The following is a 22,994-nucleotide window of genomic DNA, read 5'->3' as shown; positions in this document are numbered from 1 at the left end:
CTCCCTCGCACCGTGTACAGATCACGTAGGGACACGGCGCGCCGTGTCCCTACACACAGACGTGGTATCTACCCGCGCACAGCACGCCAGCCCAGCCGCAGCCAGCGTACCGGCAGGAGAGCCGCATCTGGCAGGGCCGGAGCGATAGCGCGATCCTGCTCGTTGACCGTGCAGAGCGGACTCACAACCCCTTTGCGAATAAGCTGCCACCGATCCCGAGAGGCCTCCAACAGCATCAAGTGGACGAGCGTGCACTTTCCTTTTTCATGATGAAACGCCCGCGATGCGTTGGCTTCGGGCGGCGGATCGGCCAGTAGGTGGCGCGTTGGAAGCAACCGACGCTCCCACGCCCGTCGGGGCCATCTGTCTATCGAAAGGGCATCCGGAAACAGCGAGTTGGCCTCGGCCCCCAAGACATGCGTCCACAGGTACTGGATTGGGCCCAGTACGGATGCCCGTCCGAGGGTGCGGGCGCGTTCGGCAACCGCTTCCCACCGTAGATGGGGAAGCGACTGCACCCGCCGGGCGAGGTCTTCGACCATGGACAGGCGCGCGGTGAGCCCGCGTGTGTGCTGGGCCAGGTGGCGCACGGCATGGAGCATGAGGTGCAACACATCGTCTTCGGGGGCGAGCTCGCGTATGGGGGCTCCCAGTAGCGTGCTGGAAACCGAACGCGCCCAGAAGTCCGCTGTCACCTGCTCTGGATCGTGCCAGTGGAGCCCTTCGGTATCGGGCAGCACATCCCAGTGCAACTCGACCCACGACGGCATCGGCCCGGCGTGCTTGATCAGCGGAGGGCCATGGTGAATGGGGACGCTGTGCCACGTCTCAACGGGCATAGAAGGCTTGCTGTATCGATAGCCGAGTTCTTGCAATACCCGAACGGCATCGGACAACTGGTCAGGACGAACAAGCAGGTCGTGATCGCCGTCTTTGCGCTGCCCGGGCCCATCGTAGGCACGCACATCCAGGTGGATGCCTTTGATTGGAATCACCTGAATGCCGTGGGTGGCGAACGCCTCCAAAATTTCGTGCAGCGCCTGCGCCTGCAGAAGTCCGGCGGCGGCGATAGCTCGCGACTGTGGCGCAAGGGCCTGCTGTAGGGCCTGCGCGGCTGGGTGCGGATGCGCACTCAACACGCGATACAGCGAAGGAATGACGTTGTGATACTGACACCAGGCCGTCCACCGAGATAGGTCGCAGCGCTTCCCATGGGTGTCGAGAACATGGGTGAGGGCGTCTTTGGGAGCAACGTCCAGTGCTGTTTGCAACGCCACGCGTCCCACACGCACCGATGGCGACAGGGTACCGGGATCAAGCATGGCGCGTAGAGACGATGGGAGCGGTGTCAGACAAAGCGTGCGCGGGATCGGGATATGTGTAGAGCAGGCGATGGCTATCGCGGGGGTTGGTGCCCTCACCGAAGGGATAGCCGTCGGTTTCCACCCAGGCATGGGCGAACCGGCTGCGAGGAGTCACGGGGGGGCGTACTCCGAGGCAAAACTGCACATCTGAACACGAACTGTGTTGCAGCACGGCGAAGAGCACGAGCGCGCGGGGCAGGCATCGATGTTTGCGAGAGCGTGTTACGATGCGGTGCACAACGGACTGACAGGCGTGTGGATTAAGCGACCCGTGGGCCGAACGCTCTACGGATGCGAGCCAGTCGGGAAGGGCTGTTCCGGGCGCATCTACCCGATACAGATACCACCATACGCGCATAGCGTACCAGCACACCCACGGTAGGGTACGCAAGCAGTGTAGCATGCGCCGCCAGCGGGGTTGGTGGTGGTATGGTAGGGCAGAGCAACGCGACATCAATCCGTCGGGGGGACCGGTTCTACAAGATCGGCGTCTTTCATCGACTGTACAAAGGCCTGCACATCTGATTGCGCTTGCGCATTGGTAAGCGTCTCGTTCGTTGCGTCCACGTGCGTTTGCAGCGCGTCGGCGAGTTCGGCAAGCGTTGCGCTATCGTGCTCGCCAAGGTAGCGCCACACGACCTGACCGGTGACATTCAGTTCGTAGTACGTTTGGGTGCCGACGTGCAGCACCACCGTGGAGTCGGCATCCAGTTGAGTAGACACCGCCTCGTCGGTACGTCGAATTGCATGCTGTTCGGACGCTGAAGATGTGTTGGTGTTGGACATGGTTAGGGGTGGGGTACTGGTGCGGAAGCAACGTCTTGGAGCAGCGAAGCCAGGCGGCTGGGGTCCTGGTAGAGGTCGCGCCCGGCGTGTAGGCGGTATGTTGTGCACTGACGCAGCAGCGCGCCGATGCGTTGCAACTGGCCCTGTGCTGCCTCGGGGGGAAGGATCGTCGTGGGAATGCTTTCGGCCATAAGTGCAGGCAGTGCCTGCACACGTGACAAAGGGACCAGGGCACTGGTGGGGCGCTCTACAATTTCGGGCAGGAGGATGCAGGTGGGTGCGCCGTGTGGGCAACGAATGGCGCGATTTGAATGCATGCCTGACCGATCTGGTAACGCTGATGCGGTAAGGGTATGCTTGGCAGCCGAGGCATAGCGTCCGAACGTGTCGAGCGGTTTTTTGTGGGCGTCGTTCAATCCGAGACGCGTCCATGCATCGTCGCAGATGCGGATGGCTTTCATCATGGAGTACGCGAAGACCCGTTCGTGTTCAGGAGGCGGCAGCACCAGCAGGTCGTCGCTTATGCATTGCCAGCCTGCCAGTAGGAGGCCCGTCGTTAGCGTGGACTTTCCGGATCCCGATGGCCCTGCAATGAGCACCGTGGGGCGGTTTGTGTTCGGATCATCAGGCTGTACGCAAGCAGCGTGTATGGGGACCCACCCTGTTCGGGGCAGCAACATCGTCATCAGATCGCGAAAGGCGTACATCGCTGTTGGAGCCGTTGAAGCGTAGAGGGTTGCCTTCGGGGTGGAGGCCGCAACGGTTGCGGTGTACCCTGCACGCTTCAGGAGCCAACCGTTGGAGGTGCGCCACACGGCTCCCTGTTTGTCATTGGCGACCTGCTTCGCCCCGGACGGCACCGGTATGCGACCTGCAGAAGACACATGCACGACCACATCCGGCGACATGGGAGCATCAGATTTGGCTACAGGGCGCAACGCAAGCGCATCAGCTATTGCGCCCCAACGCCCCTTCTCTCCGGATTCATTGGTGTCGCGGAAGACCTGTCTGTCAGCAGGCCATGTGACCTGGATGCGCGGACTCCGAATCGCATGAGACGCAGCAGCACCAATTACAAAGGTAGATTCATCTGTGCGAACCATCTGGATTCGTCATACAGGGTACATGCATGATCCAAGCCCCCTTACTTGCTGGTCGATTGAAGCCATCAAGGCGTAGGCGTAGGCGGAAAGGTTTGCGCCGACGTGGGCATCCCTGTTGATTCAGGGAGTGTGCCCAGTGGGCGCACGCTTGGCGGCTCGTAGATTTCAGTATGGGAATCACGTGCGGGTTTCTGATCTGACGTGTGGTTTTTGTGCCCACCGTCCTGATCGTGCGTATGTTTTGCGTGTTGGTTGCTCATTGAATCAGACTATTGCTAAAATATCAACACTACGTGACATGGAAGATTCTCAGTTACCGCACGACCACAAAGCGTTCGGTCTGTGTGCCGGCGCTGCTGCGCATCCGGACAAAGTACATTCCGCTTGAGAGCCTCTGCGCATCCACCTGCACCTGATGCGACTGTCCGCCTTCCAGCGTGCCGTCATGCAGCGTCTGCACTCGACGTCCGATGGCATCGTACAGCTCAATCGTCACGTCTTGCGTCTCGCGCACAGCCACTTCCAGTTGACCCTGCTGCGACACCGGATTCGGTGCCATCCGCGTCATCGCAAACGCTTCCTCGAGCTGCACCTCCACCGTCACCGGCTCCGACGGCGTGGCGGTGCCGTCCAGGTCTACCTGCTCCAGGCGGAAGGTATGCGCGCCGTACGAAAGGTCTTCTACACGGAATTGATAGCTGGTCTCGTCATCGGTCGTGCCCGCGCCGTCAACAAACTGCAGCGTTTCGTACGTGCCCTCATCGGTTTGCTGCTGGATGCGGAAGCCCGCGTTGTCGGTCTCCGACGCGGTTGTCCAAGCCAGCACTGCATCCGTGCCATCGGTCTGACCGCTGAAGTCAGTGAGTTCGACCGGCAGGGCACCGCCTGGTCCGGCAGTGACGATGAAGCGGGGGTCCTCTACTTCGTCGGAGGCGAGTCCGCCGAGCCCGTCGCCGGATGCCGTCGATCCGCTAAGGTCGAACGCGTACTCGAGGCCGGGCTCCAGTTGCGTGATTTCACCGGTGTGAGTATCCGTAACCGCGAGCGTCCACGTGGCCGGAATGTCGCGCCAGTCATCCGTAGAAAGCACCGCCGTGCCCTCCATGTTGACTGCTTCCACGTGCAGCGGAATCTCGACGTAGTCATTCAGATCGTACGGCACGCTGTGCTGCGCCTGACGGGCGCCATCCTCGCGCACAAACGATGCCAACGCATACGACGACGTCGGGGGCATGATACGGGACGCATTGTATGCATCACTACCCAGGGTTGCATCTTCGTGCGCGTATAGCGAGGTACGACTTGTGGACTGCACTTCGCCGCTTGCATCCTGCAATTCAAGGGTCACGAATAGGCGTCCGTTCTGTGGAGCCACCATTGACTTGGATGGAATGAACGGGGCCCCTGTGCTGAGACCGCCCGACTGGAACGTGAGCGTTTCTGCTTGCAGGTCCACCGGATTCTCTTGTCGCAGCACCCAGAAGCCCTGCCAGGGGGCGAATTCTCCATCTGAAGGATTCGTGTTGATTACTTCAAACTCGCCGGTCAGCGGATTCCAGGCTTGCACATTCGCGACAAACTTACCGCCGCCTCCCAATGGGTCTCCGGTCGATTCGACGATGATTTCGCCCGGATCGAACGACTGCGCGAACGGATTGCCAAGCACATAGCCCGCTTCTGTAGAGGTCGGATTGTCTTCGCCTGCCACATCGACGCTGACATCTTGCACGCCAAATCCGTTGGTAGGACTGCCTGCCTCGACAGGGCCAACGACGTTAATGCACGCATCTTCGATCTCACACGAGGTGCTTGGGTCTTGGCCGATGCGGTCGCGATTATCAAGGTCAAACAGGTAGAGGAAAAAGCCCTCGCCCGATGGAAGCGCCGAGCCTGTCTCCAGTTCTTCTTCCACAAACGTTTGGCCTTCGCCATCCCACGTATAGAGAATACTTCCGTCTGAAGCCTGCGTCAGATTATTGCTAAAGTCGTCGCCCGTCACGCCGGCACGCGGGGCGCCCAGGATACGCCATCCCGCATTTTCGCCCTCGGGTCCATCGGCCCCCACAAAGCGATTTTGGATATCGAAGTCATGGTCCGCAGAGACGCCATCTTCAACGACCAACTCATTGTTTACAACACTGACCGGACCGCTTGCTCCGTCAAAGTCGAGGTCATCAGCCACCCTGAGGCGTCCGGGCACTTCCACACCTCCAGCAGGCACATTGTACTCGCCCGCGGTTGATTGCAAGATGATTTCCTCGGTTCCACCTAACGCAACGGCCTCTTCAAGTTTGGTATTGGCCTGTTGGTCGGGACTGTTACTGTCAAGGATGAGTGTGGAGAAGTCGCCTTCAAAACCGGTGGTGGCTGCGTTGGCATCGCTGGCGAGAAATGGAGAGTAGTCGATGACTCCAGCCTCATCATCAATTGCAAAGGTAGCCGCATCCGTGTCGCCCCACCAGTTGCCCGAGGCATCCAACGCAGCGCCATCTCCAGACTCTGAAGCGGCGGCATTGCCAACGGGCGCCAGAATCTGCGAATCAAAAACACGCATCACGCCTCCATCGGCTCCAGCCCCTCCTTGTCCTTCTGCTTTCACCGACACCGCATCAGCCTCGGGGGCCGATCGATTCGCTGACTCATTGTTTACGATGCTGTTTTCCACCGTGATTTCTGCACCACGCTGCGCGATGATGCCATTTGCATTTTCATTTGCATTCGGATCATACCCATTGCCTTCAATAACAGAACGAAGGACGGTTACCGACACCGCATCGTCATCGCCCCCGCGGGCGTTGATGCCTCGCTTCTGATTGTCGCTGATCGTGCTCTCTTCAATGGTGGTTGTTAACAGGCCGTCGCCATCGAACGCATTGGTAGCAATGCCTGAGGCATCACCCTCAATGTTTCCTGTCCCTCTTATTTCGACATTACGAATGGTCGTTTCAATATCGCTATTTCCATTGCCGAGTCCCTCCGCAGATCCGTCAAACCGGAACGACACAATGCCAAACTCATCGGCTTGGTTGATCGATACGTCTTCAACGACATATTCCGCGTCACGATCACCTGGATAGAATACAATGCCACGATGCACATCCGAAATGCTTCCTCCTGAGATGGTCTGAGACGGAGAGGCAGGAGCAATTCCGAACATGAGAATGCCAAACGCCACATTGTTCATGACGTTGTCAGATACGTCCGCGTAGAAATTGTCTGCCAGGCCAATTCCTACACTTGCTTTTTCGGGATCGCTCCCTGACGGGAACTCATACCCTTCAAAGTTACGGAAAAGGTTGCGGCTAATTTCGTTGCCGGTCGATGGATTGCCATCTGAAGCTAACCCTGCAATTCCTGCTCCAAAAGCGAGCCCCGGGCTACTCGATTCGTTCGGGAAATTCTCAAATACACTGTTGGTAATTGTCAGATTACCTGCTCCTGTGACGTTGGAAGGGATAAGTACCCCGCCACTTCCATTGCGATCTCCCGTCAAGTTTGGATTGTCGCTGTCGAATGCTAACCCATCCAGCGTAACATCGGACGCCTGTACCGTCACGAGCGCATCCTGACCATCCGAGGCGGGCACGATACGCGACTCCGCAGAACGGGTGTCGTTACCCGGCGTGCCGGCATTCGCCCCCTCAATAGTAAGCGGCACGGTTACAGCAATCTCCTCTGCATACGTCCCCTCAGCCACTTCAATTACGTCCCCGGCGTTAGCGTCATTTATGGCCTCCTGGATGGTGTTATAATCGGTACCCTGGGTCACGTTAACGACTGGGGGATCGGCGGTAATTTGGAGGTTGTCAATTCCAAAGTTTTCGCCTCCACCTTGGTCCTCGTTAAAAAATCCAACCTCATCAATTGCAGAAATGTCGGACGAGGCTGTAAAGTTGTCTCCTGAGGCATTGCCAAAGGTGAAGGAATATTCACTCCCGCCTTCATAGGTGAAGGTGAATGTCAGCCGTGTGTCTGCCTCGAAACCCTGGCCACCAATATCAAAGTCATTTCCTCCATCATTGAGTTGCCACTCTGAAACTTCATCAACAAGCTTTAAGGTGAAAACGACATCACCATCATTAAAAAGATTGAGCCCTATCTCTCCAAAGTTTCTCTCGGAATGCCCGATGTCAACGCTGAATGTGTCTCCAGGCTCAAGGGACTCCTCAAATCCCCGGAACGCGCTTGAAAAAGCATCCGGGTCGTTTCCGCTAAACAGTCCAAACCCTGGATCAATCGCACCGCCAGCTGTGCCCCCTAAATAACGACCAGCATCACCACCCGCCTCATCTTGATCAAATGTCCAGGCGTTGAATCCATTTCCTTCATTGAAAGAAGGATCGCCATCCCAGTCGTTGTAATTGCTGGCCTCGTCAAACGCGACAGTTTGAGCATGGGCCGAGAAGCCCCACCCACCAACAAGAAGAATGCTAAACAGCAAGCATGAAAGGAAGCGAACAGTTGCGTATCGGATAGCCATAACCATTTGTTTGGGGTTCGGTAGAGCCGGATTGGGATTCACCGTTGGAGGGTTACCTGAGGGGCAATCGCAACGTCAGGCGGACGAACACCGAAGAAGCGCTGGACGCTGTCACGCACCGAGATAAAGCACATTATTACGAGTTGGCTTCTTGCAATACGCTCATCCTGTTGAACTCTGCCACGTTATGTAGCAGAATATTTTTACGAAGCGCCCCTTTAATTTCATATCTACACCTTATAGGTACATATCTCCACTACAAGATGCAACCGCTTCCAGCAATTTATAGGCTAACGTCTTGCTCTTAATTGGTTTGGGGGAGATAGTGGATGATACGAGACCTAATACCATCTGCGTTGAATCATCATACAGGTGTTTGCAGTCGGCGGACGACGAAACGTGCCTCAATGTTGCCGGAGACGCAAACTGTCCCCGGCTATGGGGTTGCTCACCTCGTTCCGTTCTTCCGTCTATAGCCCGGGATCAGGAGCGCAGCGGATATCCCGGGCCTCTACAAACGTGTACATCGAAGTCCCGCATCTCGTATAATTAGCGCTGCGTGAACAGCTATTCTGCGTCGATCCGACGGGCACCGCGAGGCTGTAGCACGGCTATTTCCATAGGCCCCCTAAAACAAAAACGCCGCCTGTGCTCCAAGATGGAACAATCCATCTGAAGCACAGGCGGCGCACGCATCTGTACGCTATGCTACAATGTAATTAAGGATTAGACATGGAACGGCAGATCGAAGTGAATCCACCCTTCGATGTCTTCCCACTCATCATCTTCGCTGTAGCGCACGCGGGCCGGAGTCGCTTCCATCGTAGCTACTGCACGCATGGCGATTGCATCCAGTTCAGGGTGCACCGATTCAAGAACTCGTACCGCTACAGGCTCGCCGCTGCTGTTCACACGCACTTGCAACACAACCGTACCGCTTACACCTTCCTCATGAAGCGCACGGGGGTACGTCACGCTCGGACTCCCTTCAAGCTGGGGGCGCTGATAATACGTATCGAGCAGATTACGTACATCTTGTACCGCTTCCTGCACCAGGTCTTCCACATCGCCAGAGCGCGCTTCCTCACCCAGTTCGGGACGAGCGTACTCTTCAAACAGTTCATCTATGACCTGCGGATTGCTCTGATAGAAGTCGTTGAGTCCTTGCTTGACGCCTCGGATAAACTGTTCACCGCTTACCTGGTCGTCTTCGATGGCCAGGTCTTCAGCCTCTTCTTCATCAAAGACCCCCATGGCTTGCAGGTCACTCAAGTCTCGGAATGCTTCAGCCGTATCTGCATCCGCTGTCCACCAACGATCATCATTGGTTTCCCAGTCGGAAGGGGGGGCTGACGGATCGCTCTCGCCGCATCCTGCCAGAACCAAAGCACTTACTAGTAGAGCGACAACCGTTGATAACGATAAAGTACGCATAGGGGGGGATAGCAATTCAAAGTAGAGATCGACACATCGTTTAGTCTGGAGCGAAAGGCCAGAAGCCCAAAGCAGGCCACTCGCTCGTTCGCATGAATCGAAGATCGCGCAGGCAGTTCCGGAAATCCACACAGGAATACGATCTCCTGCGTCTTCATTCAATGAGCACGGGCGTGCCCACTTCAGCATACTTCCAAATATGATCCATGTCGCTATTGTGGAGCGCCACACAGCCGCGCGTCCAAGTGGTAGCCGCTCCGGTGCCATCGCCATGGATCTCAATCCACCCACCGAGTTGCGTAGACATCGGCGGCATGCGGCGCTCATCATGCGCTTGGATGATAGACGCATACTCAGCCTCCGAAATCAAGCCCTGCTCCAGCCCACGCTCGGCATCATCGCGTCCGGGATAGTCGAGCACGAGCGCTTTGTAGTACATGCTGTTTGAATTTCTATTCACAACATGAAAAAGGCCTTCGGGCGTACGCCAGTGATCGCTTTCTTGCTGACTGCCCCGCCGCTCTTTGTCCAAAAACACATTCGGACCAAAGTCGGCTTTGTATGTGGATACGTGTTCTGGACCTGCATACACATGCACACGGCGGCGGTCTTTATCGACATGGATCCATACATTGGAGAGTGCTTCTTCGCGCACGTACCCTTGATCACCATCTTCCAACTGCACCCGACACCATTCGTCTTCACATCCTAACTCATGAAGCGGTGTGCGAACGGGCATGCGCTGCAGGGGCGCATTATCATTGGCATACCGATACAACCGCGTCCCTTGGTGGCCGGTTATGTAATGCAGAGCCGCATCAGAAATCTCTTCAGCAGCATGCTCCACACGGTCGGAAGCGGGCTGCCCATGGGCAATAGGACCCACCAGCAGACCGATGCCCAAGACCAGGCAGGTAGCGAATAGGAAGCGAAACGTGTACATGGGGGATATAAAGGAATCCATACAAACGGAGACTTAAGCCGAATCCATTTCGGCGTTGGTGGTCATGCAGTGCCGATACGCCTCCAGCGTGCCCTCAGCCACGGCACTCTCAGTTACGTAATCGGCTTCGGCTTTCACAATATCGTGGGCGTTGGCGGGGGCAAAGCCATAAGCGGTCGCCTGAATCGCCTCAATGTCGCCATCGGTGTCGCCGATGAACGCCATTTCGCTGAGGTCTACATCCAGGTGCTCGCCCAGCCACTGCAATCCAACTTCTTTGGTGATGGTGGGAGAAATCACATCGATGGATACATCGGTGGTGCACACCTTTAAGTCAGGCAGATGCTTGTCGGCAAACGCAATGGCACGAGGCCGCACGGCTTTAATCTCGTCGGGGTCGGGCGTGACGATGCCCGCCTGGGCCCGCTTGCCATGGTCGATTGATATTTTGGTGCCGGGCACAGCCTCGCGCGCAAACCAGTCGCGCATGGTGGCTATCTGCTCCTGTAACTCGGTTGTGAAGGCGGGGTGCCATGTCGTTTGCGCCGCCACCGGATCGAACATCCCGGCGCCGCTCTCAAAAAGCACGGGCGTAGTCAGTCCCAGCACCTGCGACATGGCTTCAACGTATGAATACGGGCGCCCCGAGCAGAGGGAAAGCACCGGAAGAACGGCATCGCCGCGCGTGTCCATAGACCCTGCTTCACGAGTGTACGTGGCCAGTGTATGTAGCGTATCTAAGTTGTACGGCGTATACGGCGCCGCAAGACAGCCGTCGATGTCCGACACAAATAAGCGAATGCGGGGCATGGTGGTGTGTGACAGATCAGTGTTTGGGTTGTACGCGGCCAATGATCTGGCTACGTTGTCAGGGAAGATCCCGGCTCTACGTCTCATCACCTTCAAAACACCTGTCATGGTGAGCGAAGGCCGACGGAGGAGGCCGCAGCCGAACCATCTCCGCGATGTTCAGCAGGCTCTGGACGATTCAGCGGCCCTGCCCAGGGTCATAGTTCTTACACATAACTTTCTCTCTGATATTTCGTTGATGGGAAATTTGACTTCCCCACCGTCTGCTCAATGAGAGACTGTTGGCCCCACAAAAAGAACCCACCTGGGCGTCTGCTCGGGCGAGTGGATCCTGAATCAAGTTCAGGATGACGTGTCGGGGGGCGGTGCTGGGAGACGAAAGCACCCTTTCACCCCAAATGCCACCCCTAGAATGTCATCCAGATCCTGAATCGAGTTCAGGACAGGAAAGCGACCATCAACGATTATCACCATCTCAGGTTGTGTGCATAGACTAGACCCAAGTCGGGGGAGATCTTTACTTACTGCGTTCGCCTGTCCCGGACCTGATCCGGGATCTCGCTCCGCTCGTGTCAGGCTACGCTCAAGATGACATCATTTAAAGGGTTGTACGAGACCAACGCTCCGGCTATATTGCCAGGGAAGATCCCGGCGCTGGGGCGCTGGGGCGCCTTGGCCGCGATGACAATGTTGAACCCTCATCATTCAGGCGGGACAGAGCAACAGGGGCTGTGGTTAGGCATCGTCGGCGTTCTCGAAGGCGTCGCGCATGGCCTCAACCAGTTCATCGGAGATGCCCATGGTGCTGAATCCGCCGTCGTGGTAGAGGGTCTGCATCGTGACCATGCGTGTGAGGTCGCTCAAGAGCGTAACGGTGTAATCGGCACAGCTGGCAGCATCGGCATTACCCATGGGCGAAACGCGCTCGGCGAATTCATACATGGCGTCGAATCCTTCAATGCCCGAACCGGCTGTGGTGCGGGTGGGGCTCTGGGACACGGCATTGATGCGGATATCGCGCTTACCAAGTCGGTAGCCAAAGGAGCGCACAATGCTTTCAAGCAGCGCCTTGGCATCGCCCATCTCGGAGTACTTCGAGAAGATGCGCTGCGCGCCGATATAGCTCATGGCCACCACCGATCCGCCATCGTTCAGCGCACCGGTTTCAAGCGCGTGGTGCACAATGCGGTGCAAGCTCACCGACGAAATATCGAGGGTCTTTTGATACCAGTTGTAGTTCAGGTCTTCGTACGGCTTATCTTTGCGCACATTCACGCCCATCCCGATGGAGTGAACGATAAAGTCGATACCGCCCTCGTAGGTCTCGTTGAGCTCGTTGAAGAGCGCTTCGAGGTCATCGTCGCTGGTGGCGTCGGCCCAGATGACGGGGCTATCGGTGGCGTTGGCCAGTTCGTCCATGCTGCCCAGGCGGCGTGCAACCGGAGCGTTCGAGAGCGCAAACTGTGCGCCCTCGCGGTGGGCGGCCTCGGCCACGTGCCAGGCGATGCTGTCTTCTGTCAGTGCGCCAAAAATGATGCCAGTTTTGCCTTCGAGAAGTCCATATCCAGAATCAGACATACAATCAGGGGTTGAGGAAAAAGTCAGTGTAGTAAGAGCCCAACGAGTTCATTTCGGATAGCGTGTTCGTCAGGCATGGGTGTCAATGAGCGGAGCAAGCAGGGGTTGCAGGGCATCGTGTAGGCGCCCGTTGGTGGCCATAACCTGTCGTTCAAAGATCGGCGTGAGCGCCCCTTGGCCTTCAAAGTCAGTGAGCATGCCGCCCGCTTCGCGCAGAATGAGCGCGCCAGCCGCCACATCCCAGGGACGCAAACCGGTTTCGTAGAACGCGCCTACGTGTCCGGCAGCCACACGCACCAGGTCGATCGAGGCGGCCCCGTGTCTGCGCACTCCGCGTGTGGTGAGGAGCACCTCACGCAGCACCTGCAGATACGTATCTATATGCTCAACACGCCGGTACGGAAACCCGGTAGCAACAAGCGCCTCCTGCAGTTCAGCCGACTGGTTGACACGAATGGGCTCACCGTTGCAGATGGCACCTTCGCCAAGAACGGCGGCATAGAGCTTATCGTGAGCTACATCGTACACTACCGCAGCCACAATCTCGGAGCCTTCCTGCAGCGCAATGCTCACCGCATACGGAGGCAGGCCGTGCATAAAGTTGGTAGTGCCATCGATCGGATCGATGATCCAACGTCGCCCGTCATAGTCGGGCGCGGCCAACTCCGCATCGTCTTGCTCCTCGGCCAGTATCGCATCATCCGGAAACGCGTCCTGAAGCACTTGCACAACCGCCTCCTGCGCTGCCGTATCGGCCTCGGTCACAAAATCATTGGTGCCTTTAGCCTGCACCGACGGATCGTTCCCCACGTACCGACGAATCACGGTGCCAGCAGCACGCGCCGCCGTCTCAGCAACCGAACGTGCATGTCGATGCGAAGCAGAAGTATCCATAGAGCGTAGGTACAACGGGTTGATACAAATACCCACCGCCTGAAACTTTTCGGCGCGTATGGGTGTGGGGTACGCTCCAACATAGGCATCGGAGGCGACCCATGCAGGCGTACGGGAGGAGCCCCGATCAATTTTTCATCGAATTGCCTATGCTCGTTTTTCTCGCTCGATGTATGTGTTGTATGTCCCCTGCTTCGTTTCGGATGCCGCTTCCTTTCTTCGCCCCTGTGCTTGCACTGCTCCTAACAGTGGGATGCCAATCGGAGCTCGACCCGCCGCCCCGGTTTCTTCCCGAGGCCGACACCACAGCATGGAGCGAAACCGGCGACACGGTGGTAGAGCAGCTGGAGAATCTGGACTTCGCGCTTATAGATTCGGCATTTGCCGCCCTGCCGCGCCATCCGCTTGAGCGCATCCGCCGTACCGATGTGTTCACCCCCAACGGGGCCCTGCGCGGCCAACAGACGGAGACCTGGCACCACCCGCTGGATGCGTCCCCAACGCGCGTCAACCATGAGGAGTGGGGGACACTGCCCGATCGCCGCTTAGGGGGATTTGCGCCGGAGGGAGATCCCTCACAATTGCCTCAAAACCGACTGCGCGACGCCTACCCCGAAGATCCACCGTTTCTGGAAGCCCGTAAGCGATCCGCCTATCACTACGGCGTGCACCGCGATACGATTGGACGTGGACTTGCAGTGGATCGCATCGAAATTGTAGCACGCGACACAGAAGACGGACGAGGCCTTACGCTACCCTATGCGCGTGTGGATGTCTTGCCCGGCACGAACACAGTGATTGGCACGTATGTAGTTCGGGCCGAGCGCGCGCTCCTCTATGAAGAAGATAGTTTCTTCGTGATTACCCTGCAGCCTAGCCCAACCGATGCCTGGCTACCCCACACCATGCGCTTTCGCACCCGGCTTACCGTCCCCCTGCGCAGTCCCGAGTCCGTGCAAAGCGTGACCACGCTGCGTGTGTTGGAGGAGATGTAGTTAGTGGTGCCAAACGCCGAAGTCCACCAACATTCTGGTGCGTCGAGCCTCCTCTCGGCGTTCAGCAGCTACTGACAACTCAGATCTAAGTAGGCACACATAAGAACCTTCGAGTATGTCATTGCGAGGAGCGTCAGCGAAGGAGTGCCTTTAGGGTGCAATCTTGTGCCTTCAAACTGGTCGACACCGCCCAATCGAAAGGCATGAGATCGCCACGTCGGTCGCAAGCTCCCTCCTCGCGATGACAAGATGTAAACGTATTTTTGTTGATCTACTTAAGTCTTACATATTTGGCCTGGCTCATCCATATCCAGGTTGCTCTTGAGGGCGCGCCGGGCCGCTAAAGACGGAATAGAGGAACCCGAAGTAAACAATTACAACCGGAAAGAAAATGACGGCCATCACAAAAGTTGTATTCATCGGCAGGGGAGATACAACTGCATCCCGTATGGTGAGTGCGTCAGCGGGATACACAAACGGATACATGAGATAGGCCACCAACATCACAAGCAAAGCTGCTGCACTGCCCGCCCCGCCCAATGCTGCCATGTGTTTGCCTTGCTGTTGCAGACGCATGACAAGTACAACGCTCATCACCGATCCGACGACGATAAGTGCAGCCGGTATGGAGAATAGCGCTTCGCGAACACCGGGATGTGCCACATAGAGCACGACAGCTGTAAGTACGACAACGGCAAGGTAAGCCAGGCTATTCCAGCGAGCGCGCCTGGCCATTCGCTGCTGTAATGGGCCTTCGGTTTTTGTGGCTAAAAACGAAGCACCCAGCATCAGGGAGAGGGCGACCAGTGTGAAGCCAATCATCAGCGGGCCCAGTTCGAACGGTGATGCAGCCCCCAGCACCCAACTTCCGGCGAGCATCCCCAGTAAGAACGGAGAGAACACACTACCCGCAACGAACGCACGGTCCCAGAACTGCACCCATCTATCTCCAGCCGACTCTTCGCGCAGTTTCGAGCCAAGGCCACGCATCGAAAGGGCAAAGAGCAGTGCAAAAACGAGCAGGTAATGATCGCTCAGGAGCGTTCCATAGACACGCGGAAAGCCGGCAAAGAGCACGGTGCCAAAGAGAACGAGCCACACCTCATTGGCCTTCCAAACGGGTCCAAACGCAGCGAGCAGGGTCTGACGCTCGCTTTCATTCGCTTCGCCGTACAACATGCCCAGCCCGAAGTCGAAGCCATCGAGCAGCAGATACCCGCCTATGGATACCATTACAAAGCCAAACCAGATCTCAGGCAGAGCGGGGAGCAGATACTCCGATGTTGAGAAAATCCTATCCATGGTCACGTGCAGGCGATGATTCGTGAGAAACGGATTCAGTCATCTCAGCGCGTTCTTTGCCAATCAACCGCTTGAACACGTACATGAAGATGCCAAAGAGCACGATATAGCCCACCACAAAGGCAAGCAACGTGAAGGTGGCCTCGGCTGAGGACAGCGTGGTCGACACCCCATCCTCCGTACGAAGAACATCCTGGATGATCCAGGGCTGCCGACCAATTTCCGTGACGTACCATCCGGTGATAAGCGCTACGAATCCAAGCGGAGCAGACGCCATCATGGTCTTCAGATACAGTGTATCCTGATAGAGCCCTCCTCGCCAGAGGCGATAACCGCCCCAAAGCCCAAGTGCTACAAACAAGAACCCTAGGCCAACCATGATGCGAAAGGACCAAAAGACCCAGGCTACCGGAGGAGCCTCGTAGTCAAAGTCGTTCAGCCCGGTCACCTCGTGGTCCGGATCTCCTCCGCTGGCAAGGAATGATGCCAGATACGGAATGCTGATGGTGTACAGATTTTCAGCTCGTGGGTCCGTGAAAGCTTCCAGTTCTGTTGGAAAGGCAATGAGGTGAAGATCGGCAGATCCCGTTTCGTAGTGGGCCTCCATCGCAGCAAACTTCTGAGGCTGCGTCTGCTCAACATGTCGGCCGTACATGTCGCCCTGCACAACTTGGATAATGGATGTGACCAGAATCACCAGCACTGAGGCCTTTAAAGCAGTGCGCCACACGACATTGTCGCGGTTCTTCCAGACAAAGTAGGCCGCTACCCCTGCGATAACAAGAGCTACCGAGATAACAGAGGCTGTCTGCATGTGTGCGTACATCCATGGCATACGCGGACTCAAAAACGCGGCAAGCGGATCTGTCAGCTGTGCCACCTCAATGCCTCCTTTCTCAACCAATTCAAAGCCTTGCGGCGTTTGCATCCAGGCATTAACCACGATGATCCAGAATGCAGACAACCAGGCGCCTACAGCCACCATTACCGACGAAAAGACGTAGAACCAACCGGGCACGCGATGACGCCCGAAGAGCATGATCCCCAGAAAGACCGCCTCGGTAAAGAACGCCATTTTGGTTTCGAAGGAGAGCGGTCCGCCAATCATTTCGCCCGCCACCTCAGAGAACACGCTAAAGTTCGTTCCAAACATAAACCCCATGGGAATGCCCGTCACCGTTCCCATGATAAAACCAACCGCAAAGATCTTTGTCCAGAACGCCCTGAGACGAGCATACTTTTCGCTATCGTTCCGAACTTCTTGCACCGTAAAGTACACCAGGAAAGGCGCAAGGCCAATCGAGGTAGCGGCAAAAATGATGTGGATGGTAATCGTCCACCCGAACTGAAGACGGCTCGCCAGTTCGGGACTTAGAAACGAGAGGGTAGATATTAACTCCATGCAAGCAGCCCTCGGAGTATGCAGGTACAACGTCTCAGCCTGATGGCATCTCCGTTTCCAGCACCTCCTAACTTGTTGTTACAAGTAAATGCATGTTTGTCTACCAGTCTGCGTTAAGCGAGTTCTACACCTGTATGAAGTTCGCCTCAAAGCACTAATAGACTCATGTGAACGCGTTATTTTTAGGAATTACGGTCCAGAGGTCGAAACGCTCGATACGTATGCCACTCACTCTGTTTGCTTTTTTATCGGCGGCAGATGGCCCATTTCTAGTTTCCCGCATTTTACCCAAAAGAGAGGCATAGTAACATGGCCCCCCTCCTGATGTATTAGGGTTGAGCCGATACCATCTTATCGTTATTCCACGGATTACGCTGCTCCTCATGCCAAACACCGCCCTTGACACCGCCATCGCTGAGGCGCTCCACACCGACCGCCTGGGCCGCCCCATGCAGTATCACGACAGCGTGCCTTCTACCAATGCCGTCGCCGCCGACTGGGCCCGCCGTGGAGCCCCAGAGGGCGCAGTGGTGCTTGCAGAGCACCAAACGAAAGGCCGAGGCCGCCATGGACGCTCCTGGATCGCTCCGCCGCATCAAGCCCTCACCGGATCGGTTATCCTACGCCCGGCACTGGAGGCCCGCTGGCTCACGCTGATTCCACTGGCCGCCAGCCTCGCCGTAGCCGATGCGATTGCTGGGCAAACGCCTATCGCACCATCCATCAAATGGCCCAACGATGTGCTCATTGACGGACGCAAGTGCTGTGGCATGCTGCTTGAAACCACGCTTCGCGGCACGCCGTCCGATGCCGGGGCCGCCACGTTTGTTGTGCTCGGCATTGGATGCAATGTGAACCAGACCGCGTTTCCGGAGGCGGTGTCTGCTACCTCCATTCGGCTAGCCACCGGCCAACCCCACCCGCGTGCTGCGCTCTGGGCTGCCATCATGATGCAGCTTGAAACGCACTACGATGCCCTCCATACAGCCTCTGGGCGCCGCACGATACGCCACGATTACGAAGCGTGCATGCTTCACCGCGGCACGTCCCGCACCGTTCGTCGTCCCGATGCCTCCGGAGAGTGCACGGGCACAGTGGTCGGTATCACCCCTGAGGGGGCTCTGCGGATGGAAACACCCTACGGCGAACGCATTTTCAGCGCGGGCGAAATCACCACGCGTCCAGCGTAACGGCTCGTCTCGCTATGTCCTCGCCTACCTTTCATCATCGTTGCGAAGCCGCTGCTCCCATGGCTCATTCTTGGCTCATTTTCGACATTGGCAATACAGCAGTGAAGTGGGGCCGCTTTGAAGGGGCGCACCTCCGGTCTACGGGCCGCCTGTCCCTCGATGCAAGCGCGCTCGCCTCAGTGTCGGCCTGGAGAACCGTACTGGCACCGCTGTGCCACGAATCGTCGGCTCAGGCGGGCATCGTTTCGGTGGTCCCCGATGCTACGTCCGCGGCTGAGGACGCACTGCGGGCCCACGGTATTCCTGTTTCTGTGCTCGATGTGGAGGGGCCGCTTCCATTTGCCCTTGCCTACGAAACGCCCGACACGCTGGGCGCCGACCGATTGGCCGCTGCCGCGGGAGCCTGGCTACAACACGGGCGCGACGCCTCCCGCAGCGTGCTGGTGCTGGACGCAGGCACAGCACTTACCTGCGAGGTGATGCACCGCAACGGCACGTATCTCGGCGGCGTCATTGCACCGGGCCCCGAGTTGCTTCGCGACAGCCTAGCTGGCGGTACCGCCCAGTTGCCGATCGTTTCGCTGGAGCAGCCCCCTCACCCGATCGGCACATCTACGGAAACAGCCTTGCAGAGCGGCATCATGAACGGATTTATAAGCATGGCCTCGGGGCTCACCGAAACGCTGGCCGACACCCTCCCCGACACGCCCCGTGTTGTACTCACCGGTGGGGCCGCCCCTCTGCTAGCTGACGCCATCTCACTGCCGTCCTTCCACGAGCCCCACCTGGTGCTGCACGGCACCCGCCAGCTGCTTGCGTACCGCATGGCGCGATAACCTGAACCTGGTGGTATATTCTGCCCCACCTCGATCAAAAAAACTGCCAGGATAGGCCCCTGACCGTACGGAAGGTGTACAGCCCTTGTACCGTCACAGCGTGCTGTGATACGTGCTGTGACGCCTCCAGGGGCTGTTCGACGTTCAGCAGCTACTTGGCAAACCAAAAGCCCTGCTCATTTCGGAGGAGATCTTTACTCACTGCGTTCGCCTGTCCCGGACATGATCCGGGATCTCGCTGCGCTCGTGTCGGACTACGCTCAAGATGACAACATGAAATGGGGGCGTTGGGACCCGAAGATTGACCTGCCACAGCCCACTACTGCTGTGTCACACCCACTACTGCTGTGTCACACCTGAATGTTATGGTATGGGGACCGTGCCAACTTCTGTGTGTCAATCCCCTCCAAAAAAACTGTCATGGTGAGCACGCGACGGGCCCCGCCCGGAGCACGTCGAACCATCTCCTCGGCGCTCAGCAGGCTCTGATCGATCGAGTGGCCCTGCTCATTTCGAGGGAGATCTTTCGACTCCGCGTCTCCTAGACGGAGCCACTCCGCTCAAGATGACAATGCATGAACGGAGCAGTACATACCCAAAACGGACGTGTGAAGACACTTACCGCAACTCCTGCGGACGCCGTTCCAGCCAGCCCAGGTTCAGGACACTCCAGAGTCCGATGCAAATAGCCTCGGCAGCGTCGTGGCGCAGCGAAGTCGGGCGCGGCGCCCCCGACCATTCAATGACCTTGCGAGCCAGCGTGTCTGAAGCGGCCTTGGCATCGCTACCAGTGCGGCGTTCACTCGGATTCAGGAGCTTCTTGCGCCAGGTCGATGCCTGAATCCACCCGGTAGATAGCCCATTGCGGTCGGCATGACTTTGCCACGCCTCGGCCATGGCACGATCGCCCTCTAGCACCACCCAGGTAAGCTCCGGATGCTCCTGGAGCGTACGATATGCCCCGCGCTTTAGCCGCGACGGCGCACCAAAGTTTTTGGATCGGTAGGACTGCAACTGGCCCTTGGTATTATACACCGCAAACCCAGCTTTCAGTCCCAAGTCAACAGCAAGCAACATAGCAACAGGGAGATATACGTAGAAAACGATCAGAAAGAAACCGTGACAAAGCAGCACGAAGTATCTCAGTCAACCTCAGGGCCATACGCCTCTGCCAGCGTGTAGAAGCGCTGTGCAATGCCCGTTCGCTCCGACTGCAAGAACGCCCGGTCGGACTCATTCCACAAAAAGGTACGTACCAGAATGCGGTCGCGGTAGAGCAAGATGGTGCGCCGGTATGTAAGCACCGCAAATCCAGTTGGCGGCAACAGCGCCACATACGCCAGACTTTGCGCCCAGCTCAGCTCGGTATAGCGCCAAAGTCCCACCCCGATTGCGGTGTACGCAAGACCAAACGCAACAATGCCTAGCGTAAAGTAGGCAAACCCGCGAATGGCCTCATCGTCAATTTGGCGGGCGGTAAGCTTCGTGAAGAGATAAGGGACTGCGTTATGCACGAACCCAAACGCTGCAATGGGGGCCATTCCCACGGCATACAGCGTCATGCGCAACCGCAGCAGCCGCTCACGCACCGGACCCTCAAACGAATCGGAAAGCGCAGCGCGCAGTTGATTCTGGCGCAGGTGATCCTTGTATCGCTCCACGCGGTTGCGAAGAGCAGTTACCGCTTCAGGGGCGGCTTGCGAGGCGCGGTGCAACACGTCGTAGATGTACTTACGGCGCAGCATGCGAAGCTCAAACGCATAGCTATCGGCAGAGGTGGTTCGCTGATACAACCCAAGCACCCAATCCACCACGCGCTGCCCCCATGAAGAGGAGCGCGCATCTTCATCGGGGGCACCTGCCATGGCGGCGGCCACCTTATCGCCAAGCACCGAGGCCAGGTCGTCAGCCAGCGCCTGGGCCTTTTCGTCTTCGATGTGCATAGCCTGCCGCTGAAGCGCAGCCTGCACATCTGCCGTGAGCTGCTGCACCGCCTGATCGGGCTGCGAACGATGCATCTCGGCATAGTCGGATACGCGAATCGGCGTGCCAAAACGAAGCAGCACCGCTGCCGTGAGCAAATCGCGACTTTCAAAGTTGATGCCCACAGGCACAATCACCAATCCCAGTTCATAGTCGTTGCGCGCTTCGGCCCCCAGCGCCATCCGAGCGGTGCCGGTGCGGATTGGCGTTACCTGCGTGCGAGGCGCATTTTTTCCTTCGGGGAAGATCCCCACACATCCCCCTTCCTCAAAGAGCTCATATACCTTCTCGAACACCTCGCGATTGCGGTGCCCAGCCCCTTTCGTTTCGCTTGACCGATAAATAGGAATCGCCCCCATCTGTCGGAAGAACGTAGCCAGCACCGGAATGCGAAACAGCCCACTGCGTGCCAGAAACCGAATCGGACGCGGGATTTGGGTGGTCATGAGAACTGAATCTAGAATCGACCCCGGATGATTGGCAGCCAGCAGCACAGGCCCCGACTCCGGCACATGCTCCCGCCCCGATGACCGCACATCCACAAAATATAGATGATTGATCAACCGCAGGAGCCGAACCAAAATGGTATACAGGGTCATGATGATACGGTGCGAGACGCTTCAAATCGAATCACGGGGTCGCCTATACCGATCCCCTCGCTGCATGTGCCTACCCTGTCTGCGGCCTCAGTGTATCATTTCTCCAGCCCGATGCGTAGGTTGGATACCATAACGCTCGTTACCTTCTACTCCAACACCGTTTTGATGCTATGTTAGACCGTCTGTTTGCACGCGCCACCCCACTGCTGCTCTTGCCACTGCTGCTCGTGTTGACCGGCTGTGGACGCAACCTAACCGACCACCTTGTGTCATTCCCTGGCAACCTCTTCTCAATTTTTGTCGTAGTGGTTGCTGTAGTGGCACTCATTGACTTGCTTGGCGACCGGGGCCGCGGGCCGCTCAACAAAGTCATCTGGGCGCTCATCATTATTATCTTTCCCTTGGTAGGCGCCATCATTTACTACCTGATTGGCCGCTAACTACACAATGAACAGGTTCTTAATGCTTGTAGGGATCGTGCTGAGTGGTGTGCTGATTGGATGCAGCGCAGCCTCCCACACAGCACCCGCTCCGCACGAACACCTGCCTTCAGACTCAACGGCGCTGGCCGCCATCTACAACACAGCCATTGAAGAAGCTGCCACGCTTGACGCCGCCGCGGTAGCGCCTCTCACGCCTGTTACACCTCACAACGACACGCTACGTCAGAAAACCGACACCACAGGCACCCGATGGATCCAAGTCGTTACCTGGACAGATAGCCCTCATCTCGCTGAAGCCCACCACAACGCCGCTCCCGGTGATACCCTCCGCGTAGCGAGCGACGTATGGACGACCCTCGTTCCGGCAGTACAGCAGTTTTGCAACGCCCTTCCCGATGACGCGCGTGACCGGCGCCTGGAGCAACGTTTAGGGCTGCCCCCATACGCCGGATACACCCACTTTATCACGTTCTGGGTAGACGTGCAGTCTCTGTTCCGCCCGTGTCCCAACCCGTCCACAACGAATGCCCACTGCTGGCCGCAGGACCCGCAGCCGAACGCCCGCCTGCGCGCAACCAACGCTCACCGCACCTGGTTGGCCGACCAGTTTGCGTTTGCCCACCAACCGGGGGGCTACCCCTTTACCGGGCTCGGCTACACATACGACTGGGGGCATCCCACCGACCCCGTCGGTTTTAGCGAGTTTGTCGTTCCGGCTGATGCTACGATACGGCTTGTTGCGGTAGAAAGCACCACATCTTACTGCGCAGGCAATCCATAACGCGAACTGTTGACGTGGAGGCCCTGAATGCAACCTTGAAAGAGTGCAACGTATACATTACGTATCCGTCG

The 22,994-nt window shown here is 57.5% G+C and carries 19 protein-coding genes; 5 read left to right on the top strand and 14 right to left on the bottom strand.

From position 1 onward, the window contains the following. Positions 1–68: 68 nt before the first annotated feature. The 10 genes from ACZ5AL_RS02560 to ACZ5AL_RS02515 all read right to left on the bottom strand — a co-directional run bounded on the left by ACZ5AL_RS02560 (position 69) and on the right by ACZ5AL_RS02515 (position 13,392). Entirely contained in the window at positions 69–1,322 is a 1,254-nt protein-coding gene (locus ACZ5AL_RS02560) for a nucleotidyltransferase family protein (protein WP_464511970.1), read from the bottom strand. Next, positions 1,315–1,722, bottom strand: coding sequence for a lasso peptide biosynthesis B2 protein (locus ACZ5AL_RS02555; protein ID WP_464511969.1), 408 nt, complete (start codon positions 1,720–1,722; stop codon positions 1,315–1,317). The genes ACZ5AL_RS02560 and ACZ5AL_RS02555 overlap by 8 nt, the downstream gene beginning before the upstream one ends. A gap of 95 nt (positions 1,723–1,817) precedes the next feature. Continuing rightward, positions 1,818–2,150 (bottom strand): PqqD family protein, encoded by a 333-nt coding sequence (locus ACZ5AL_RS02550; RefSeq protein WP_464511967.1) that lies wholly within the window; start codon positions 2,148–2,150, stop codon positions 1,818–1,820. A gap of 2 nt (positions 2,151–2,152) precedes the next feature. After that, entirely contained in the window at positions 2,153–3,253 is a 1,101-nt protein-coding gene (locus ACZ5AL_RS02545; protein WP_464511966.1) for a hypothetical protein, read from the bottom strand. A 313-nt stretch (positions 3,254–3,566) separates the two neighbouring features. After that, on the bottom strand, positions 3,567–7,733 hold the full coding sequence (locus tag ACZ5AL_RS02540) for a T9SS type A sorting domain-containing protein (protein ID WP_464511965.1): 4,167 nt from the start codon (positions 7,731–7,733) through the stop codon (positions 3,567–3,569). A 726-nt stretch (positions 7,734–8,459) separates the two neighbouring features. Further along, entirely contained in the window at positions 8,460–9,167 is a 708-nt protein-coding gene (locus tag ACZ5AL_RS02535; RefSeq protein ID WP_464511963.1) for a TonB family protein, read from the bottom strand. Positions 9,168–9,321: 154 nt separating this feature from the next. Next, the gene (locus tag ACZ5AL_RS02530) at positions 9,322–10,131 is read right to left on the bottom strand and encodes a L,D-transpeptidase family protein (protein WP_464511962.1); all 810 of its coding nucleotides are present in this window, start codon (positions 10,129–10,131) and stop codon (positions 9,322–9,324) included. 12 nt (positions 10,132–10,143) lie between these two features. Continuing rightward, positions 10,144–10,920: an HAD family hydrolase gene (locus ACZ5AL_RS02525; RefSeq protein ID WP_464511961.1), complete on the bottom strand. Its 777-nt coding sequence runs from the start codon at positions 10,918–10,920 to the stop codon at positions 10,144–10,146. Between the two features lie 735 nt (positions 10,921–11,655). Further along, positions 11,656–12,498, bottom strand: coding sequence for an enoyl-ACP reductase FabI (locus ACZ5AL_RS02520; RefSeq protein ID WP_464511960.1), 843 nt, complete (start codon positions 12,496–12,498; stop codon positions 11,656–11,658). A gap of 69 nt (positions 12,499–12,567) precedes the next feature. After that, entirely contained in the window at positions 12,568–13,392 is an 825-nt protein-coding gene (locus ACZ5AL_RS02515; protein ID WP_464511958.1) for an inositol monophosphatase family protein, read from the bottom strand. 182 nt (positions 13,393–13,574) lie between these two features. Between ACZ5AL_RS02515 and ACZ5AL_RS02510 the strand changes: the two genes are divergently transcribed. Further along, on the top strand, positions 13,575–14,387 hold the full coding sequence (locus ACZ5AL_RS02510; RefSeq protein WP_464511957.1) for a hypothetical protein: 813 nt from the start codon (positions 13,575–13,577) through the stop codon (positions 14,385–14,387). Between the two features lie 300 nt (positions 14,388–14,687). Here the strand turns inward: ACZ5AL_RS02510 and ACZ5AL_RS02505 are convergent, their stop codons facing one another. Next, positions 14,688–15,689 carry a cytochrome d ubiquinol oxidase subunit II gene (locus ACZ5AL_RS02505; RefSeq protein WP_464511956.1) on the bottom strand — a complete coding sequence of 334 codons (1,002 nt, stop codon included), beginning with the start codon at positions 15,687–15,689 and terminating at the stop codon, positions 14,688–14,690. Then, complete coding sequence (locus ACZ5AL_RS02500; RefSeq protein ID WP_464511955.1) at positions 15,682–17,091, bottom strand: cytochrome ubiquinol oxidase subunit I; 1,410 nt, start codon at positions 17,089–17,091, stop codon at positions 15,682–15,684. Before ACZ5AL_RS02500 ends, ACZ5AL_RS02505 begins: the two co-directional genes overlap by 8 nt. Before the next feature lie 383 nt (positions 17,092–17,474). On the opposite strand from ACZ5AL_RS02500, the gene ACZ5AL_RS02495 reads away from it, so the two are divergent. Both ACZ5AL_RS02495 and ACZ5AL_RS02490 read left to right on the top strand, forming a co-directional pair. Beyond that, positions 17,475–18,281, top strand: coding sequence for a biotin--[acetyl-CoA-carboxylase] ligase (locus ACZ5AL_RS02495; RefSeq protein ID WP_464511953.1), 807 nt, complete (start codon positions 17,475–17,477; stop codon positions 18,279–18,281). A 14-nt stretch (positions 18,282–18,295) separates the two neighbouring features. After that, complete coding sequence (locus ACZ5AL_RS02490) at positions 18,296–19,117, top strand: type III pantothenate kinase (RefSeq protein WP_464511952.1); 822 nt, start codon at positions 18,296–18,298, stop codon at positions 19,115–19,117. Between the two features lie 618 nt (positions 19,118–19,735). On the opposite strand, the gene ACZ5AL_RS02485 is transcribed toward ACZ5AL_RS02490, so the two are convergent. Together ACZ5AL_RS02485 and ACZ5AL_RS02480 are read right to left on the bottom strand one after the other, a co-directional pair. Then, entirely contained in the window at positions 19,736–20,194 is a 459-nt protein-coding gene (locus ACZ5AL_RS02485; RefSeq protein WP_464511951.1) for a hypothetical protein, read from the bottom strand. Between the two features lie 65 nt (positions 20,195–20,259). Beyond that, positions 20,260–21,699, bottom strand: coding sequence for a 1-acyl-sn-glycerol-3-phosphate acyltransferase (locus ACZ5AL_RS02480; protein WP_464511949.1), 1,440 nt, complete (start codon positions 21,697–21,699; stop codon positions 20,260–20,262). 170 nt (positions 21,700–21,869) lie between these two features. On the opposite strand from ACZ5AL_RS02480, the gene ACZ5AL_RS02475 reads away from it, so the two are divergent. Next, complete coding sequence (locus tag ACZ5AL_RS02475; protein WP_464511948.1) at positions 21,870–22,139, top strand: PLDc N-terminal domain-containing protein; 270 nt, start codon at positions 21,870–21,872, stop codon at positions 22,137–22,139. Positions 22,140–22,161: 22 nt separating this feature from the next. Further along, complete coding sequence (locus tag ACZ5AL_RS02470) at positions 22,162–22,923, top strand: hypothetical protein (RefSeq protein ID WP_464511946.1); 762 nt, start codon at positions 22,162–22,164, stop codon at positions 22,921–22,923. Positions 22,924–22,994: the final 71 nt, after the last annotated feature.

It is taken from the genome of Natronotalea proteinilytica, from assembly GCF_055379935.1.
The sequence above is the reverse complement of the archived record's forward strand: the minus strand, read 5'-3'. Positions and strand labels throughout refer to the sequence as shown.

Excerpts from the sequence above, each read along its gene's own strand:
- ACZ5AL_RS02560 (WP_464511970.1), bottom strand. The coding sequence starts at position 1,322 with ATGCTTGATCCCGGTACCCTGTCGCCATCGGTGCGTGTGGGACGCGTG.
- ACZ5AL_RS02555 (WP_464511969.1), bottom strand. The coding sequence starts at position 1,722 with ATGCGCGTATGGTGGTATCTGTATCGGGTAGATGCGCCCGGAACAGCC.
- ACZ5AL_RS02550 (WP_464511967.1), bottom strand. The coding sequence starts at position 2,150 with ATGTCCAACACCAACACATCTTCAGCGTCCGAACAGCATGCAATTCGA.
- ACZ5AL_RS02545 (WP_464511966.1), bottom strand. The coding sequence starts at position 3,253 with ATGGTTCGCACAGATGAATCTACCTTTGTAATTGGTGCTGCTGCGTCT.
- ACZ5AL_RS02540 (WP_464511965.1), bottom strand. The coding sequence starts at position 7,733 with ATGGCTATCCGATACGCAACTGTTCGCTTCCTTTCATGCTTGCTGTTT.
- ACZ5AL_RS02535 (WP_464511963.1), bottom strand. The coding sequence starts at position 9,167 with ATGCGTACTTTATCGTTATCAACGGTTGTCGCTCTACTAGTAAGTGCT.
- ACZ5AL_RS02530 (WP_464511962.1), bottom strand. The coding sequence starts at position 10,131 with ATGGATTCCTTTATATCCCCCATGTACACGTTTCGCTTCCTATTCGCT.
- ACZ5AL_RS02525 (WP_464511961.1), bottom strand. The coding sequence starts at position 10,920 with ATGCCCCGCATTCGCTTATTTGTGTCGGACATCGACGGCTGTCTTGCG.
- ACZ5AL_RS02520 (WP_464511960.1), bottom strand. The coding sequence starts at position 12,498 with ATGTCTGATTCTGGATATGGACTTCTCGAAGGCAAAACTGGCATCATT.
- ACZ5AL_RS02515 (WP_464511958.1), bottom strand. The coding sequence starts at position 13,392 with ATGGATACTTCTGCTTCGCATCGACATGCACGTTCGGTTGCTGAGACG.
- ACZ5AL_RS02510 (WP_464511957.1), top strand. The coding sequence starts at position 13,575 with ATGTCCCCTGCTTCGTTTCGGATGCCGCTTCCTTTCTTCGCCCCTGTG.
- ACZ5AL_RS02505 (WP_464511956.1), bottom strand. The coding sequence starts at position 15,689 with ATGGATAGGATTTTCTCAACATCGGAGTATCTGCTCCCCGCTCTGCCT.
- ACZ5AL_RS02500 (WP_464511955.1), bottom strand. The coding sequence starts at position 17,091 with ATGGAGTTAATATCTACCCTCTCGTTTCTAAGTCCCGAACTGGCGAGC.
- ACZ5AL_RS02495 (WP_464511953.1), top strand. The coding sequence starts at position 17,475 with ATGCCAAACACCGCCCTTGACACCGCCATCGCTGAGGCGCTCCACACC.
- ACZ5AL_RS02490 (WP_464511952.1), top strand. The coding sequence starts at position 18,296 with ATGTCCTCGCCTACCTTTCATCATCGTTGCGAAGCCGCTGCTCCCATG.
- ACZ5AL_RS02485 (WP_464511951.1), bottom strand. The coding sequence starts at position 20,194 with ATGTTGCTTGCTGTTGACTTGGGACTGAAAGCTGGGTTTGCGGTGTAT.
- ACZ5AL_RS02480 (WP_464511949.1), bottom strand. The coding sequence starts at position 21,699 with ATGACCCTGTATACCATTTTGGTTCGGCTCCTGCGGTTGATCAATCAT.
- ACZ5AL_RS02475 (WP_464511948.1), top strand. The coding sequence starts at position 21,870 with ATGTTAGACCGTCTGTTTGCACGCGCCACCCCACTGCTGCTCTTGCCA.
- ACZ5AL_RS02470 (WP_464511946.1), top strand. The coding sequence starts at position 22,162 with ATGCTTGTAGGGATCGTGCTGAGTGGTGTGCTGATTGGATGCAGCGCA.